Source organism: Achromobacter sp. JCM 18799, from assembly GCF_055395645.1.
The window spans coordinates 1,023,795-1,041,395 of the sequence record NZ_AP043866.1 but is presented as its reverse complement, the minus strand read 5'-3'; the positions used below and the strand labels follow the sequence as shown (position 1 = coordinate 1,041,395).

The window sequence follows — 17,601 nt, the reverse complement described above, 5'->3', positions numbered from 1 at the left end:
CCAGTCCGGTATACGCGGTTAGGACGGGCGCCCAGTCGTCAGCAGGCGGACGATGGCGCGCAGGTCCTGTTCGGCCTCCAGCCCACGCAGCCGTCGCGCCAGCTCCCGTGTCTGGGCGGCGGGCAAGGGCGGCTGCGCGGACGCGCAGCAGGCTTCGAACTTGGCGTCCTGTTCCGCCACGCCCAGGGGGCGTTCCGGGCTGCCAGGAAAGGCCGGCATGTCGACCGTGAATTCGCGGCCGTCCTTCAGCCGCAATTCGACGCGCTGGGGGCTCATGGCGTTGGGGTCCGGATTGCCGTCATCCAGCACCTGAACGCGCGCGGCCAGTTCGAAAGTCCTGGCCTCGGCCAGCGCGTCGGGATCGAAGTCGGGTATGCCGACCCGGCCGCGCAGCAGGGCCGTGGCGATGGCATAGCCCATGCAGAGCCGGGCGGTGGCGGAATCCATGCCCGGGTGGGCCGGCCGTCCCACCAGGCGCACGATCAGCGACGACGCGCGAACCGTGATCCGGTCCACGTCCCCCGGCTGCAGCGCATGAACGCGCATGAGGTCCAGCACGGCGCCGATGCCGCTATGGGTGGCCCGGCCGGTCGGGTAGGGCTTGTGGCTCATGCGGCTGATCTGGAACACCCGGCCCACGTCCGCGCGGACCGCGTCCCAGTCGGCCTGGCCGGCGTCGTACAGCGCAAAGTAGCCGTATGGGCCTTCCAGGATGTCGCGCGGACCGGGGAAGCCCGCGCGCGCCAGTTCGAAGGCCGTAACCGCCGCCCTGGCGTTCAGGCCGACTTGCAGGCCGACCGCGGGAGAACCTTCGATATGCGCCTGCATGGTGCCGGAGAGATGGCTGTACGCCAGCCCCAGCGCATCGCGCGTGGCGCTCTCATCCAGCCGGCCAAGCTTGCACAGCGTAGCCGTGGCGCCCAGGCCGCCGCACATGGCCGGCCGGAAAAAGCGCATGGGTGCGCGCTGGGCCAGCGCGACATAGATGGCAAAGTCCAATCCGGCGGCGACGGCGGTGATCAACCGGGGACCGTCGACGCCGCCTTCGCGTTCGGCGTAGCCCAGCGCCGCCGGCACGATGCAGGCAAACGCGTGCACCACGGCCTGGTCGTGGATCGCGTCGAACTCCTGATTGAAGACCTGGTATGCGTTCAGCATGACTGCGCTGGCAAGGGGCAGCTGCTCGCCGCTGCCCCAGACGGTTGCTTCCGCGCCCTGGCCCAGGGCCTGGGCCGCCTGGCGCAGCGAGGGCATGCGGGGATGGCGCGAGCCGGACAGACCGACGCCGACCGCATCCAGAATGAAAGTCTTGGCCGCGTCCACCGCCGTTGCCGGCAGGTGCTCGTATTGGGTGCGCTGCAAATGCGCGACCAGGGTATCGATGGCGTTCATGCGGCGGCTCCGTCGTGCTGGGCGGGAACCTGGCGGGCGTACCAGTCATGCATCGCGGCGCCGGTGACGAAGGTGGTCATGGGGTGCTTTTGCAAGAGGTCCAGCATGGTGAGCAGGTCGGCGTAGCGGTGCGGCACGCCCATCAGGTGGGGATGCAATCCCAGCGTGAGGACGCGCGGACGGCCTGCGGTGCGGGCCTCGTCGGCGTACAGGTCCAGTGTCCGCTCGAGGCGCCGGCTGAACTCCCCGGTGGCATGCTTTTCCACGGCGTGGATGACTGAATCGTTCAGCTCCAGCGCATACGGCAACGCCAGCAGGGGCCTGCCGGCGGTCCGCATCCAGTTGGGCAGATCGTCCAGGCACCAGTCGAACAGGTAGTCGATGCCGGCCTGGGCCAGGAGATCCGGCGTATCCTGCGTCTCGCGCAGGCCCGGCGAGAGCCAGCCGCGCGGCCGGCGGCCGCTGAAGCGCTCGATCCGGTCCAGCGCCGCCGCGATGGTGCGGGCCTGGCCGTCGCCGTCCTCTTGCGACAGCGCGCGCTGGTGGATGCCGTGGCCGATGAATTCCCAGCCGGCCTCCAGCAGCGCCTGGGCCGCCTCGGGGTAGGCATCGATGACGGAGGCGTTCAGGCTGGCCGAGGCAGGCAGGCCGCGGCCGCGGATGGCGTCGATGAGCCGCGGCAGCCCGCAGCGCAGGCCGTACTCGGCCCAGCTGTAGTTGGGCACGTCCGGCACCGTCTCGCGCCCATGCGGCGCGGTCAGCAGGGTGCGGGGCATGGGCTGGTCGAACGGCCAATGCTCCACATTGACGACCAGGTGCACCAGGATGGCCCGGCCGTCCAGCGCCGCCAGGGGCGGGCGCTGGCTGGAAAGCATGAAAGGAATGCGTGGATTGTTCATTGCATCTTGCTCATGGTTCAAAGACGGCTCAGCGGCCACGGAAGACCGGATCGCGTTTCTCGGCGAACGCCCGCCGGCCTTCGGCGTAGTCCTCGCTGGCGAAGCACTGGGCCACCAGCGCGTCGATCGCATCGAGCTGCGCGGGCGCGGGCGGATTCATGGTCGCCAGTATGGCCGCCTTTGCCGCGCGCAGGGAGAGGGGCGCATTGGCGGCAATGGCGCGCACCCGGGCCTGCGTCTGGCGAACGAAATCGTCGTCGGCGTACCGTTCGTGGACCAGGCCGCGGCGTTCGGCCTGCTCGGCGTCAAGGATGCGGGCGGTATAGAACAGATCGAAGGCGGACGCCGCACCCACTACGCCCGCCAGCCTGCGCATGTCGGCATAGGAGTAGCCCAGCCCCAGTCTTGCCGCCGGCATGCGGAAGCGGGCGCTGGCGCTGGCATAGCGCAGGTCGCAAGCCAGCGCCAGGCCGATGCCGCCGCCCATGCAGGCGCCTTGTATCAGCGCGACCGTAGGCGCGGGGAAGTCCGCCAGCAGCTGCTGCGCATCGGCCACCGCCTGGTTGTACCGGGCGACCGCGGCCGCGCCGTCGCGCGCCTGGTCAAACTCGCTGATGTCGGCCCCGGACACGAAGGCCCGGCTACCGGCGCCGGTCAGCGCCAGCACCCGGACCTCGGCGCCTTCGAGCTCACGCAGCGCCGCGGCCAGTTGCTGCCACATGGCCAGCGTCATCGCATTGCGCCGTTCCGGATGGCAGACCGTCAGGGTTGCGATGCCATCCTGGAAATCCAGCTGGATCTGGCCGCCGCTCATACCACGCCCTCTTCATACAGGCGTTCGATGTCGCCCGTGGCATAGCCTATTTCCGCCAGCATTTCGCGGGTGTGCTCACCCCAGCCTGGCGCGGGCCGCTTGATCTGGGCAGGCGTGCGCGTCAAGGCCACGGGCTGCGAGATCAGCCGGTACTGGTGTCCGGCCTCGTCGGCAACCGGCTGCGCCACGCCCAGGTGGCGCACCTGTTCGTCCTCGAATACCTGCGGAATGCTGTAGACCGGGCCTGCCGGCACGCCGGCGCGGTTCAGCAGGCCGACCCAATGCGCGACGCTCTGCTGGCTAAAGCGCTGCGCCAGGGATGCATTGAGCGTGGCCCGGTTCGCCACGCGCAACTTCTCGGTCGCATAGCGTGGATCCTCCAGCCATTGCGGCGCGTCCAGGCACTCGCACAGGCGGCGCCAGTTGCCTTCGCCGGACGCGCCCAGATTGAATGCGCCGTCGCTGGCCTCGAACAGTCCCATCGGGCTGCTGGTCGGATGGTCGTTGCCCGCCTGCACGGGCGTATCGCCTTCGTTCAGATAGCGCGCCGCCTGGAAGTCCATCAGCGCGATCTGCGTGTGCAGCAGGGAACTGTGGACCCACTGGCCCACGCCGGAGTGTTCGCGCTCCAGCAGGGCCAGCAGAACGCCGACCGCGGCATAGATGCCCGTGCCGCAATCGGCGACCGCAAGTCCCGCGCGCAGCGGACCGCCCCCGGCAAAACCCGTGACCGACATGAGCCCGCCCATGCCCTGGATGATCTGGTCAAAGCCCGGCCGGTCCGCATAGGGACCGTCCTGCCCAAAGCCGGAAATGCTGGCCAGGATGATGCGGGGATTGATGGCGCGCAGGGCGTCGTAGTCCACGCCCAGGCGCGTCTTGACGTCGGGGCGCCAGTTCTCGACCACCACGTCGGCCGTGGCCACCAGCTGCTTGAACACGGCCAGGCCTTCGGGCTTCTTCAGGTTCAGCGTCATCGACCGCTTGTTGCGGTTCAGGTTCTGGAAGTCGCCGCCGGTACGGTCGGCGGCGAACATGGCTTCATTGGGATCGATCCCGGCTGGCGGTTCGATGCGGATCACGTCCGCGCCGAAATCAGCCAGGATGCGCACGCAGGTCGGGCCGGCGCGCACGCGCGAGAGGTCCAGCACGCGAAAGCGCGCAAGAGTGGGGGAGGCATTGATTCTGGCCATGATGAGTCCGTGGATTAGCGTTGCAGGATGGCGGAAAAGGGCAGGGCGAACTGATGCGCGAAGGCCAGCAGCAGCGCTTCGCTGCCGGGCGCGCCGACCGCTTGCACGCAGACGGGGCGGCCTTGCGCATCGATGCCGACGGGCAAGACCAGCGCCGGCAGGCCCAGATAGTTGAGGTAGGCGTGGTGGCGGTGCAGCGCGGCCAGGGCGCGCGGATCGAAGTCGGGGCTGCTGGTAGTGACTGCGGCGCGGTCCGGCACGCCTTGCGGCAGGCAGGGCATGAGCAACAGGTCCGCGTCGGCCAGACAGGTGGCGAGGAAGGCGGCGCGCAATGGCGCGATCTGCGACAAGGCATGGCGATACCAGACCGCCGGCATGGCCCAGCCCGGCAGCGCGATGGCCCGGGTGGCGGGCCCCAGCGAGGCCAATTCATGGCGCGCGCTGTCCGCAAGCGTGACCGCGGCTTCGGCATGCAGCACGATCTGGGCCAGGCGGTTCAAGCGGTCCAGGTCGGGCGCGGGGCGCAAGCCGATGCGATGTGGATCGGGCAGGCCGTGTTCGAATCGCGTCATCGCCGCCGCCACGTCGGCGCGCGCCCCGGCGGTCGCCAGCGTCGAGGCCAGCCGCCAACGCCGCGGCCTGGATAGTTCCTGTTCGATCTGCGTGGCGTCCGCGGGCAAGGCGGACGCCGTTGCCGGCGCTGGCAGCAACGCGGCGTAGACGCAGGCCGCATCCAGCGCGCTGCGGCCTATCACGCCCACCGTGTCCAAGGTAGGCGCCAAGGCCACCACGCCGTCCGCCGGGATCGCCCCTGGCGTCGGCTTGAGGCCGATCAGGCCGCAGGTCGCGGCCGGCATGCGCACCGAGCCGGCCGTATCGGTGCCCAGCGTTGCGGGCACCAGGCCCGCCGCCACCGCAACGGCGCAGCCGCTGGACGATCCGCCCACCGCGGCGGCGGCGTCCAGCGGATTGGCCAGCGGCGCGCCGTGGGGGTTTTCGGCTGTCGCGCCGCAGGCGTGCTCGGCCATCGCCAGCGCGCCCAGGTTCAGCGCGCCGTGGTCCTGCAAGCGGCGCAGCGCCGTGGCCATCGGACCCGCGGCTTCGTCGCGCAATGGCCGTCCGCGCCCCGGCGCGTGCATGCCGGTCTGGAACGCATCCTTGTGCGCCAGCGCCACCCCTTCAAGCAGGCCGCCGGAACGCACGGTTGGCGGGGAGGGCAGATAGGTGCGCGTGGCGCAGTGCAAGTCGGCCGCGCGGCGCTGGAACGCCGCAGCCTGGGCCGCGACCAAGGCGGCGCGTGCGCCGGGCGCGGCCTGGGCGTAGTTTTGGCGCATGTCGGCCACGGAAAGATGCAGCAGAGGATCAGCCATCGCCATCCCCGCAGCCCGCGATCTCGGCCTCCACGGCGGCAAGACGCAAAAGCGTGCGTGCGACCGCCGCTTGCGTCTCCACGGGTACCTCCAGGCCATGCGTCTTGCAGGCCAGGGCGACCCAGGCCTGCCATTCCTGCTTGGGCGAGTCTTCCATGCTCATTACCTCCTGCCGCGTTTTGCTCGTTAAAATAAAAGTCTAGTCTCCTAAATATATTTATAGAAGTCAAGAAAATACTATGCCTAGCGTGAATTTTCTTCCCCCCTTGACCGGAGTCCGCCATGAAAGCCGCTGAGCGCATCCGCCTGTCCGTCGAAGAGTCCATCCGCGATGGCAGCCTGCTGCCGGGAGATCCGGTCGATGAACAAATGCTGATGCAGACCTACGAGGTCTCCCGTACGCCGGTGCGCGAGGCGCTGCTGCAACTGCAAGCGCAAGGCCTGGTGGCCAGCCTGCCGCGCGGCGGCATGGTGGTGGCGAAGATGGACGTGGCCCAGTTGCTGGCGATGTGGGAACTGCTGGCGGAGCTGGAAGGCATAGGCGCGCGCCTGGCTTGCGAACGCATGACGCCGGCCGAACGCGACGAGCTGGCGGCCATCCATGAACGCGCCGCGGCCGTGGTAAGGCGCGAGGACACCGACGCCTGGCAGGAGCACAACCGGCGCTTCCACGATGCCCTGTACCAAGGGGCCCGCAATCCCTATCTGCGCCAGGAGATCCTGCGCATGCGGTCGCGCACCGGCGCCTACCGGCTGCACGCCTTTTCGGCTTTCGGCCGCCTGGCCTCGTCGTGGGAACAGCATGGCCAGCTGCTCGAAGCGATCCAGGCGCAGGACCCGGCGCGCGCGGCCGCGGTCATGACCCAGCACATGAGCCCCGGGCAGGGGGCCACCAGCTTCGCGTCCTTTATCGCCGCGCTACCCAAGAACCTGCTGGCCTGAAGACGCGCCAGCGGGGCGTCGCCGGCGGTGCTCACCGCGGGTTAATCCTGATTATTGTATTTTTTCAAAATGGCAAAATATATTTATAGCAGACAAAAACATCTGCTCGCGTGACCTTGCCCCGGTGTCGGCGGGCTAGGGCGCTCCCCTGATCCGCTCCACCGAGGAACCCGCTATGGATGCTGTTTCACCGCAACCCCTCACCGCGCCGGCGCACGGCCCAGCGCCCACCGCCGATTCAGGCCAGATGCACCGCAAGGTCGCCTGGCGCCTCATTCCTTTCCTGATTTTCCTGTTCCTGCTGGCGTGGATCGACCGCGTCAACGTCGGTTTCGCCAAACTGCAGATGCTGCAAGACCTGCGCTTCAGCGAAGCCGTGTACGGTCTGGGGGCGGGCATCTTCTTCATCGGCTACTTCATCTTCGAAGTGCCCAGCAACCTGCTGCTGCAGCGCATCGGCGCGCGCAAGACCCTGGCCCGCATCACCATCCTGTGGGGGCTGACCTCGATGGCGATGGCATTCGTGACCACGCCAACTTCCTTCTATGTCCTGCGCTTTCTGCTCGGCGCCTTCGAAGCGGGCTTCTTCCCCGGCGTCATGCTCTATCTGACGTACTGGATACCGGCGGGCAGGCGAGGGCGCATCAATGGCTGGTTCATGACGTCATTCGGGATCGCCGGCATCGTCGGCGGGCCGATAGCCGGGCTCATCATGAGCGGCATGGACGGCGTGGCGCCGCTGCGCAACTGGCAATGGCTGTTCGTGCTGGAAGGCATTCCATCGGTGATCGCCGGACTGGTGGTGCTGGCCTACCTGCCGGACCGCCCCCAACAGGCGCGCTGGCTCAGCGCGGCGGAGAAGGCCGCGCTGACGGCTGAGCTGGACAGCGAACGTCTGGATCCCGGCAAACATGCCAGCTTCGCCCAGGCCCTGCGCCTGCCGGCCTTGTGGCTGTGCACCGCGGCGTACTTCTGCATCGTCGGCGGCAATGCGACGCTGGCGTTCTGGATGCCTTCCATCGTGCGCGAGCTCGGTGTGCAAGGCGCCCTGAACATAGGCCTGTTGTCGGCCATCCCGTTCATCCTGGGCACGGCCGCGATGGTGATCAACGGTGCGCATTCCGACTCCACCCGTGAACGCCGGCTGCATTGCGCGGGCGCCACACTTGTCGGCGCGCTGGGCCTGTCCTTGACCGGCGCCTACATCGGCAGCCCCGTGCTGGCGATGGGCGCCTTGAGCATCGCCGCCATCGGCGTGCTTGGCGCGTTCCCCGTCTTCTGGGCCATTCCGGCGGCATTCCTGACAGGCACCGCGGCTGCGGGCGGCATTGCCTTCATCAATTCCGTCGGCAACCTGGCCGGCTTCGCCACGCCCTTCATGATGGGCTGGCTCAAGGAATGGACGGGCGGCGTGGCCGCCGGCCTGTACGTCGTGGCCGGCATGCAGCTTGTCGCCACGGCGGTCGTCGCGCTGACGATGCGCCGGCTCGCGGTCTAGCCTACGGGGGCGGCAGCCGTGCGCAAGATCCGCCGCCGTGTCATCATCGACACAGGCTTCCGGTATCGGCTCGCAGCCAAGCCGGGATAGGCCGTGGGGATGGACATCGCCCGCGGCAAGGACCAGAACGCCTTTTACATCCTGGTCGGGAGCGCATGGCGATGAAGAGAAACGACGCAACCCCGGAGCTGGAGGCAGGCGCCTCCCAGCTCGGCAACCTGCTGCAATTCCTGGCCTGGATCGCCGAACGGCCGCGCACCTATGCGCAGACCATGGACGCCTGGCGCAGTTCCTGTCCGCGCCTGTCCGCCTGGGAAGACGCGACCGCCAACGGACTCGTGGACATGTCCCGGGACCGGGACGATGCGCGCGCCGAACCGGTCGTCATCCTGACGCCACAAGGCCGGACCCTGCTGGCGTCGGCCGGCGCCCGTGCACGCCCCTGATACGAAGGGCCGGCTGCCTCGCGCCAACCTTTGCTTACATCCGCTCCCGGCTCGATGTAACGATGTAGTTTTTTTTGCCGATTTCGTCGAAAAAAAGCGCTGATTCGTCGAAAAAGCGTTGCACCGACCGCACGGCCTGCGGATTCTAGTGGCGAAACTTTGCCAGTTACTACTGAGCGACGCGTCCGGCTCCCGGACGGGTTCCGCGCTCAGGCCACAAGAATCCGATCATCCATGAAGCCCCTCTCTCGCCCCACGCGCGGCCACGGCCTGCCTTTCCCTCTGCTGCGGCAGAACACCTTGCGGCTGGCCATCGCGTCCGCGCTGGGCGCCTGCGCCTGGGGCGCGGCGGGCAGCGCGCAGGCCGGCTACGCATGCGCAGGCGGCCCCACCTTGAACGTGCCGTCCGGCAACTACCCAAGCGCCCAGGCCATCTGCGAGGGCGACAGCGGCGTAGACCATGACAACGAAAAGAACGGCCAGAACGGACCGGACGTGTCGGTCACGTCCTCGGGCAACTACAACGCCAACGAGAACCAGACCCGGCTGAACCCAGTGGGCGTGGTCACGGCCATATCGCGCGGCGGCGATGGCGTGGATGAAGGCACGGCAGGCGATGGCGGCCACATCACCGTGTCCAGCAGCGGCGACATCGCGCTCAACGGCACGGCGCTCAGCAACTTCAACAGCCTGATCATGGCAGTCTCGTCCGGCGGCATCGGCGACCCCGCCAACGACAACAACGATTCGAACGGCGGACATGGCGGACTGGGCCAGAACGTGACCGTGACCAATTCCGGCAACCTGACGTTGTCGGGTTCATTGCCCACCCCGCGCCAAGGCTTGTACGGCATCAACGCGCGGGCCGTGGGCGGGGCGGGCGGCGACCAGAACGATCCGACGCTGGAATACGGCGACCAAATCGGCGGCAATGGCGGCAACGCCAGCACGGTCACGGTCAGCAACACCGGCGCCATCAACCTGGGCAGCAGCGCCACAAGGCTGCGCACCTACGCAACCGGCGCGGCCATCTACGCGAACTCCGTGGGCGGCATGGGCGGCTACAACAACGGCAATGCTGGCACGGGCGGCACCGTGCAGGTAACGCACCAGGGCCAGGCCAACAGCTACTGGCAGGTTTTCGACAGCGGCACGGTCTTTGGCATTTATGCGCAAAGCATCGGCGGCGACGGAACCGCGTCGACCGACAACAGCGACAACGGCGGCAACGGCGGCGGCACCTCGGACAGCTGGACCCAGAAGGTGACCGTGGACGTGAACGGCTCGGTGCTGCTGGACGTGGCCGGTTCGGCGGCCGGCGCGACCGTGCAGGGCGCCGGCGTTGCCGCCCGCGCCATCGGCGGCAAGGGCGGCAAAGGCCCGGACAAGGACCATTCCGGCGGCAATGGCGGCGCGGGTGGCGCCGTGGCGATCAATCTCTATCAGGGCGGCAGCGTCGCGACCCGCGGCGACAACCTGCCCGGCCTGGCGGCGCAAAGCCTGGGCGGGCAGGGCGGCGACGGCACCGACAGCACCAAGCTGGCCGGGCAGGGCGGGGGCGGCGGATTCGGCGGCAACGCCAGCGCCGTCACCGTCTCCACCGCCAGCGGCAGCGCCATCAGCACCACGGGCAAATTTTCCACCGGCATCGTGGCGCAATCGGTCGGCGGCGGCGGCGGCACGGGCAGCGACTTCGTGTCGGTGCTGGGCGGCCAGGGAGGCAACGGCGGCAATGGCGGCAACGCCGGCGCGGTCAATGTCGCGACTGCCGGCACGGTCACCACCGGCGGCGACCACGCCTACGGCGTGCTGGCCCAGTCCATCGCCGGCAGCGGCGGCGCGGGCGGTGCGGACACGGCCGAACTGGTTTCCCTGGGCGGGGACGGCGCAGGCGGCGGCGCGGCCAGCCAGGTCACCATGAGCAACAGCGGGTCCATCGCCACCTCGGGCTACAGCTCGCACGGCATGATCGGCCAGTCCATCGGCGGCGGCGGCGGCGCTTCCGGCAGCGCGACCGGCCTGCTGAGCGTGGGCGGCAGTTCGGCCGGGGCCACCGGATCCTCCGGCAGCACGGTGGTCATGGGCAATACCGGCTCCATCTCGACGGCCGGCAACGCCGCCATCGGCATGGTGGCCCAGTCCATCGGCGGCGGCGGGGGCAGCGGCGGCGACAGTATCGGCGTGCTGGGCGTGGGCGGCGGCGGCGCCGGGGGCGGCGCGGGCGGCAACGTCATCATCCAGGACCTGGGCTCGATCCAGACCGCCGGCCAGTTCGGCGCGGGCGTGCTGGCCCAATCCGTGGGCGGCGGGGGCGGCAACGGCGGCGATACCTTCACCGCATCGGTGGGCGTATCGGTGGCGATCGGCGGCAGCGCCAGCGGCGGCGGCAACGGCAGCACGGTCTGCATGAGCAACCAGGGCGGCTGCGACGGCACGCTGACGTACGCCACCTCGAACATCGCCACCCATGGCAACTACGCGCCCGGCATCATCGCGCAAAGCGTCGGCGGGGGCGGCGGCACGGGCGGCAGCGTCAAGAACGCCAGCGTGGCCTCCTTCGCCGCCCTGCAACTGGGCGGCAGCGGCGGCGCCGGCGGCAATGCCGCCGAGGTCAAGGTGGGTTACAGCAACCTCAACATCAGCACCGGCGGCTCGCACTCGGCCGGCATCCTGGCCCAGTCCATCGGCGGAGGCGGCGGCAACGGCGGCGACGCCAGCTATTACGACGTGACGGTCGGTTTCAACGCGGCGGTGGTGCTGGGCGGCAGCGGCGGCTCGGGCGGCGCCGGCCAGTCCTCCATCGTGAACCTGAGCGGTTCCCACGTCGCCACCGGCATGGACTACGCCAGCCCGAACATCGATCCCGCTACCTACGCGCCCAACGATTCGTTCGGCATCCTGGCGCAGACCATAGGCGGAGGCGGCGGCAATGGCGGCAGTTCCAGCGCCAGCGACCTGGTGGTGGCGGTGCCCACCGGCGAGGGCGCATCCCTGGCGTTCAACTTCGAAGCCGCGGTGGGCGGCAGCGGCGGGGCGGGCGGCAGCGCCTGCCCGCCGGGGGATACTTCCTGTGTCACCCAGATCAACCTCAGCAACGGCTCCACGGTCGCCACCCTGGGCGACGGGTCGCACGCCGTGATGGCGCAATCCATAGGCGGAGGCGGCGGCAATGGCGGCGATTCGTCCGTGCTGTCCACCGTGCTGGGCGATGCGACCACGATCTCGCTGTCCGCGGGCATGACACTGGGTGGTTCCGGCTCGGCAGGCGGCGACGGCGGCGCGGTGGGCGTGAGCCTGGGCGATGCCAACGGCGCCTATGTCGCCATGCCGCCGTCGTTGCTGACCCCGCCCGGCGTGCGCGTGCCGCCGGCGTCCACCATCGTGACCTATGGCGACTACGCCAACGGCGTGCTGGCGCAATCCATAGGCGGAGGCGGCGGCAACGGCGGGGTCGGCAGCAGCAATGCCTACACCCACGGCGGGCCCACCAACGTCAAGCTGACCCTGGCCCTGGGCGGCACCGGCGGCTCGGGCGGCACCGGCGGCAATGTGGACGTGACGCTGAACCCCAACTTCGCCATCCGCACGCTGGGCTCGGGCTCGCGCGGCATCGTGGCGCAGTCCATCGGCGGCGGCGGCGGTGCCTCGCAGGGCGGCACGCTGAACGTGGCCGGCAGCGCCGAGGAACGGCCGTCCGCCCGCCTGCAGGTGGGCCTGGGCGCCACGGGCGGTTCCGGCGCCACCGGCGGCAGCATCGCCGCGGTCTTGCTCGGCGCCATCCGCACCGAAGGCGGCGATGCCGACGGCGTGCTGCTGCAATCGATCGGCGGCGGCGGCGGGCTGGGCGGATCGCTGGGCGCCGACGCCTCGTCCTATCCCATCCTGGACCGCATCGGCAATCACAGCGACAACAAGGAACGGCTCGACGACGAAAACAGCACTTATCAATTCGGCGTCGACGTGGGCGGCACCGGCGGCACGGGCGGCCATGGCGGCAACGTCACCGTGAACTACGCTGGCAAGATCGCCACCGCCGGCGACTGGGCCGACGGCCTGGTCGCCCAATCCATAGGCGGGGGCGGCGGCGTGGGCGGATCATCCAGCGCCTCGGGCAGCAAGATCAAGGCCAACGCGATCATCGGCGTGGGCGGCAGCGGCGGCGCGGGCGGCAACGGCGGCGCCCTGAGCTTCTACTTCGACGACGACCATGGCAACAGCATCGCCACAACCGGCTACAACGCCTACGGCGTGCTGCTGCAATCGATCGGCGGGGGCGGCGGGCAGGGCGGCGACGGTTCCGATCAGGCCCAGGGCACCATCACCGTCGGCGCCTCCTTCGGCGGAACCGGCGGCGTGGCCGGCGACGGCGGCGGCATCCTGACCTCTGGCGGCGGCAGTTGGCTGAACGTCCAGACCACGGGCGACGACTCTCCGGCGCTGGCGATGCAGTCGATCGGCGGCGGCGGCGGCACGGCCGGCGCGGGCAACAGCAGCTCCAAGCTGCAGCAGGACAGCCATTCCATGAGCGTCGCGGTGGGCGGCAACGGCGGCTTGTCCGGCTCGGGCGGCAACATCGATGTCGCTACCGGCATCGCCGCCACCACGCAAGGGGCGCGCGCCTACGGCGTGCTGGCGCAATCGATCGGCGGCGGCGGCGGCCTGGGCGGCGCGGGCGACGCCAGCAATCTGGCCAGCGTGTCGCTGGGCGGGCGCGGCGGCGCGGCCGGCGATGGCGGAACCGTGACCTTGACCTTGAATGCCGGCGGCCACATCAGCACCAGTGGCGCGGGCTCGCATGGCCTGATCGCCCAGTCCATCGGCGGCGGCGGAGGCATCGCGGGCGACACCAGCAAGGGGCTGCAATTGGGCTCGGGCGGTTGGACTCCAAGCGGCGGGCAGACGGGCGGCAGCGGCAGCGGCGGAACGGTCGCTCTCAATGTCGCCAGCAATATCGAAACCCACGGCGCCTACGCCTTCGGCGTAATCGCCCAATCCATCGGCGGCGGGGGCGGGCTGGGCGGCAATGCCGCTGGCGGCTTCGCCGGCAGCACGGCAGGCGCCGGCAGCACGGGATCAGGCGGGAACGTCACGCTGACGCAAAGCGGCAGCATCGCCGCGACCGGCGCCGGCGCCACCGGCATCTTTGCGCAAAGCGCCGGTCCGCAAGGGTCGGGCCAGGTGGCCGTCACCGTCGACGGTTCGGTCAGCGGCGGCACCGGCGCGGGCGCCTATGGCGTCTGGATCGTGGGCGACCAGCAGAACACGCTGACCGTGGGCGCGGCGGGCATGATCGCGGCCGGCGCCGGCGGCGGCGCGGTGCGCTACGACGGCGCCACCCTGCAGCAGGCCAAGACCGTGAGCTTCCTGGCCAGCGCCCCCAGCGCCAGCCTGTCCATCAACAATGCGGGGACCGTCCTCGGCAACATCGAATGCGGCGGCGGTGCGGGCGGCATCGCCTGCAATGTCTGGAACGCCGCCAGCGGCACCCTGAGCGACGCCACGCTCTATCAGGCCAACATCGACAACGCGGGTGTCGTGGCCATAGGCAGGACCGGCGCCTTCGACACGCTCACGGTCGCGGGGAATTTCAACCTGCGGGCCGGCGGCCTGCTGCAGGCTGACGTGGACTTCGCCAGCCTCAAATCGCCGAGCATGGTGGTGCAGGGCGATACCCGCCTGGACGGCCAGGTCAATGTCCAGCCCATCACCTTGCTGCCCGATCACGAAGTCACCGTGGCCACGCTGCAAGGCGATGTGCAAGGCAGTCCCGTTGCCAAGGACAGCCCGGTGATCGACTACGACGCCAGGCTGGACGGCAAGAACGTGCGCGTGCGCGCCGCGCAGGCCGACTTCGCCGCGCCGTCCATGCAATTGGCCGCCAACCAGCGCTCGGTCGCGAGTCATCTGCAAGGCGCCTGGAACCTGGGCGGCAATGCCGCCATGGCGTCCTTGTTCGCGGCGCTGGACATGGCCTCCCGCGAAAGCGCCGACACCTATTCGAACCGGCTGTCGGACCTGTCGGCCGGCGTCACCGTGGCGCCCGCCGCGCAGATGCAGGCCAGCATGGCGCGCTTTACCGGCGCCATGATGTCGTGCCCGGCATTCCAGGGCGGCGACGCGCTGACCGGCGAGCAGGATTGCCTCTGGGGCCAGGTGTCCGGCATCAATACCAACCAGGACGGCGACGGCGGCGTCTCCGGCTTTTCGTTCGATGGCGTCACCTACCAGTTCGGCGGCCAGCGCCAGGTCAGCCCGGGCTGGTTCCTGGGCGGCTCCGTCGCCTACCAGAACAGCCATCTGAGCGGCGACGATGGACGGGTCAGCGGCAAGGGCGACAGCGGCTATGCCGGCGTGGTGGTCAAGCGCGAAACCGGGCCCTGGACCCTGTCCGCGGCCCTGGGCGGCGGCTATGGCCAATACGATATCAACCGCAGCATCCGCATCCCCGGCATGCAGAGCACGGCCGACTCGGACCTGGACGTCTATGGCGCGGCCTTGCGCCTGCGCATCGCCCGCACCTATGCCGCGGAACACGTCTACCTGAAACCCTATGTGGATCTGGACGCGTCCTACACCCATATGCCCGGCTACAGCGAATCCCGCGACGCCCTGCATCTGGACGTGGAAAGCAGCAACCAGTTCGTCATGGCCCTGTCGCCGACGCTGGAGCTGGGCGGCAAGGTGGCGCTGAAGAACGGCGCGACCATGCGCCCCTACATGTATGGCGGCGTGTCGTTCCTGTCCAAGAACGAGTACACAGTCAAGTCGCGCTTGCAGGGCGCACCGGCAGGCTCCGGCGCCTTCGACACCTCGGTGCCCATGGACGACGTCATCGGCCGCATCGGCGCAGGCCTGCAGGTGTCGAACGCCGGCGGCCTGGACTTCCGGCTGCAGTACGACGGCGACTTTTCGTCCCACATACAAAGCCATCGCGGCACGTTGAAGGTGATGGTGCCGTTCTGACCACCCGGATTCTTGTTGACCCCAGTGATTTCAGCGTCTGGAACACGCAGCTCAGCCGCAAGTTGCCCTCCGCCACAGCTAGATTGAGCTTTGCTTCATTCGGCTCGACAGCGCAGCGGCGGTTTCCTTGCGTTCGCTGTAGCGATCCACCAAGTAGGGTGTCGCATCCCGAGTGAGCAACGTGAACTTCATCAACTCCTCGACAACGTCCACGATTCGATCGTAGTAAGGGGAGGGCTTCATACGTCCCGTATCGTCGAACTCTTGGTAAGCCTTGGCCACCGACGATTGATTCGGGATGGTCAACATGCGCATCCAGCGCCCCAGCACCCGCATCTGGTTCACGGCGTTGAACGACTGCGAGCCGCCCGATACCTGCATCACCGCCAGCGTCTTGCCCTGAGTCGGTCGCACCGCGCCCACCGACAGCGGGATCCAGTCAATCTGCGTCTTCATCAATCCCGTCATCGCGCCGTGACGCTCGGGCGAACTCCAGACCATGCCGTCGGCCCATTGAACCAATTCGTGAAGCTCACGAACCTTGGGATGGCCCTCCGTGGCGTCATCGACCAGCGGCAGGCCGGAAGGGTTGAACAACCGGGTTTCGCCACCCAGCGCCTCGAGCAGGCGCGCCGCTTCCTCGGCAACCAAACGGCTGTAAGAACGCTCACGCAGCGACCCATACAACAGCAGGAAGCGCGGCGCGTGCGTGGCCCGTTCGGGCGAGAACAGCTCGGCCAGGCTTGGTTTTTCAAACAGCGAGGGATCGATATTCGGCAAATCGGCGAGGAACTCAGACACGGTTGCCCTCCGCATCGCGCGACCTGCGGCAGGCCGGGTTGTGATAAATCGTGATGGAACTCATGAAACACCTCTATTGATACGGAATTCAAACTTCAATCGTGCGCAGGCCGCGCTCGCAGTACCAGCAAGGCTGCGCAGGCCGCCAAGCCTATGGCCCCGGATAGCCACAGAGCGTTGGCGCCCCACGCGTCCAGCGCCAGGCCGAAGAGAAACGGGGCGGCCGCTTGCGCGACACGCGCCGGCATCATCAACCATCCCTGGCGGGCGCCATAGCCCTGCGGGCCAAACAGCGCCAACGGCAACGTGCCCTTGGCGATGGTCAGAATGCCGTTGCCCGCTCCGTGCAGAATGGCGAACACCGGCGCCATTACCGGTCCGCCGGTCAACAGCACCGCAACGCCGGCCGGATGCGCAAGAGCCGCCAGGCGTGCCGACAACAAGGGATGAACCTGGCGTAGAAGCCCAAACTCGAGTAGGCGTCCAGCCACCTGCGCGGGACCGATCAGCGCGCCCACGGCCACAGCGGCGGCGAGGGTCGCGCCAGCAGCTTCCAGCATGCGCGGCAAATGCGTGGCCATCGCGGTACTGATGAACCAGGTCGCTGCAAACACGAAGGCGAGGAGGGCAGTGGCATACCTCTGCGGTTTCGACTCGGGCACTGCGCGCGGCCCGGCATCCACGCTGCCGGTGACATTCGGGGCTTCCGCCTTCGGAACAGCCGCCGCCTTGGGGAGCCAGGCGTTCAGCGGCAGGCCGACCAATAGATGCAAGCCTGCCCAGCCCAGGCATGCGCCGCGCCAGCCGAACTGCGCTTCCATCCAGGCGGAAAGCGGCCATCCCACGGTACTGGCGAACCCTGCGATCAGCGTGATCCCCGTAATGGCGCCACGGGCACGATGACCATAGAGGCGCACCAGGCTGGAAAACGCCGCCTCGTATAGTCCGGATCCCATCGCCACTCCCATGACGAGCCAGGCGGCCACCATCGTCCAGAGCCCCTGAGCGCTGCCTAGCATCCCCAGCCCCAAGGCGAACAGCAAACTCGTGCCGACCAGCACGATGCGGCCACCGCGACGATCGATTGCTTGTCCTGCCCACGGGCCGACCAGTGCCGATGCGACCATGGCTATCGAAAAGGCCGCGTATACCGTTGGCGCGGAGAGCTCCAGATCGCGAGCCATTGGATCGGCCAGCATTGCCGGCAAGTAGTAGGAAGACGCCCAGGCCAGGGTTTGGGCCGTTCCCAGGGCGCCGACAACGCGGACAGGGGCGCTGGCCAT

At 68.9% G+C, this 17,601-nt stretch carries 12 protein-coding genes; 4 read left to right on the top strand and 8 right to left on the bottom strand.

The genetic code is table 11. From position 1 onward, the window contains the following. Positions 1-18 precede the first annotated feature (18 nt). Genes ACZ5YA_RS05020 through ACZ5YA_RS04995 form a run of 6 tightly spaced genes read right to left on the bottom strand, consistent with a single transcriptional unit; the run spans position 19 to position 5,831 of the window. Positions 19-1,392: an MmgE/PrpD family protein gene (locus ACZ5YA_RS05020; RefSeq protein ID WP_464092139.1), complete on the bottom strand. Its 1,374-nt coding sequence runs from the start codon at positions 1,390-1,392 to the stop codon at positions 19-21. Continuing rightward, the gene (locus tag ACZ5YA_RS05015) at positions 1,389-2,291 is read right to left on the bottom strand and encodes a polysaccharide deacetylase family protein (protein ID WP_280015544.1); all 903 of its coding nucleotides are present in this window, start codon (positions 2,289-2,291) and stop codon (positions 1,389-1,391) included. The genes ACZ5YA_RS05020 and ACZ5YA_RS05015 overlap by 4 nt, the downstream gene beginning before the upstream one ends. Positions 2,292-2,319: 28 nt before the next feature. Continuing rightward, positions 2,320-3,105 (bottom strand): enoyl-CoA hydratase, encoded by a 786-nt coding sequence (locus ACZ5YA_RS05010; RefSeq protein WP_306632678.1) that lies wholly within the window; start codon positions 3,103-3,105, stop codon positions 2,320-2,322. Next, positions 3,102-4,298 carry a CaiB/BaiF CoA transferase family protein gene (locus tag ACZ5YA_RS05005; protein WP_464092138.1) on the bottom strand — a complete coding sequence of 399 codons (1,197 nt, stop codon included), beginning with the start codon at positions 4,296-4,298 and terminating at the stop codon, positions 3,102-3,104. The genes ACZ5YA_RS05010 and ACZ5YA_RS05005 overlap by 4 nt, the downstream gene beginning before the upstream one ends. Positions 4,299-4,312: 14 nt before the next feature. Beyond that, positions 4,313-5,668 carry an amidase gene (locus ACZ5YA_RS05000; protein WP_464092137.1) on the bottom strand — a complete coding sequence of 452 codons (1,356 nt, stop codon included), beginning with the start codon at positions 5,666-5,668 and terminating at the stop codon, positions 4,313-4,315. Beyond that, positions 5,661-5,831 carry a hypothetical protein gene (locus ACZ5YA_RS04995; protein WP_464092136.1) on the bottom strand — a complete coding sequence of 57 codons (171 nt, stop codon included), beginning with the start codon at positions 5,829-5,831 and terminating at the stop codon, positions 5,661-5,663. Before ACZ5YA_RS04995 ends, ACZ5YA_RS05000 begins: the two co-directional genes overlap by 8 nt. Positions 5,832-5,950: 119 nt before the next feature. Here ACZ5YA_RS04995 and ACZ5YA_RS04990 point away from each other — a divergent pair, with 119 nt between their 5' ends. From ACZ5YA_RS04990 to ACZ5YA_RS04975, 4 genes are all read left to right on the top strand, one after another. After that, entirely contained in the window at positions 5,951-6,610 is a 660-nt protein-coding gene (locus ACZ5YA_RS04990; RefSeq protein ID WP_059376151.1) for a GntR family transcriptional regulator, read from the top strand. A gap of 175 nt (positions 6,611-6,785) precedes the next feature. Further along, positions 6,786-8,108 (top strand): MFS transporter, encoded by a 1,323-nt coding sequence (locus tag ACZ5YA_RS04985; RefSeq protein ID WP_059376154.1) that lies wholly within the window; start codon positions 6,786-6,788, stop codon positions 8,106-8,108. Positions 8,109-8,269: 161 nt separating this feature from the next. Further along, positions 8,270-8,554 (top strand): hypothetical protein, encoded by a 285-nt coding sequence (locus ACZ5YA_RS04980; protein ID WP_464092135.1) that lies wholly within the window; start codon positions 8,270-8,272, stop codon positions 8,552-8,554. Positions 8,555-8,788: 234 nt separating this feature from the next. Next, positions 8,789-15,517 (top strand): autotransporter outer membrane beta-barrel domain-containing protein, encoded by a 6,729-nt coding sequence (locus tag ACZ5YA_RS04975; protein ID WP_464092134.1) that lies wholly within the window; start codon positions 8,789-8,791, stop codon positions 15,515-15,517. A 78-nt stretch (positions 15,518-15,595) separates the two neighbouring features. Here the strand turns inward: ACZ5YA_RS04975 and arsH are convergent, their stop codons facing one another. Both arsH and ACZ5YA_RS04965 read right to left on the bottom strand, forming a co-directional pair. Continuing rightward, positions 15,596-16,318: an arsenical resistance protein ArsH gene (gene arsH, locus ACZ5YA_RS04970; RefSeq protein WP_464092133.1), complete on the bottom strand. Its 723-nt coding sequence runs from the start codon at positions 16,316-16,318 to the stop codon at positions 15,596-15,598. Positions 16,319-16,413: 95 nt separating this feature from the next. Next, on the bottom strand, positions 16,414-17,601 hold the full coding sequence (locus ACZ5YA_RS04965) for an MFS transporter (protein WP_306632681.1): 1,188 nt from the start codon (positions 17,599-17,601) through the stop codon (positions 16,414-16,416).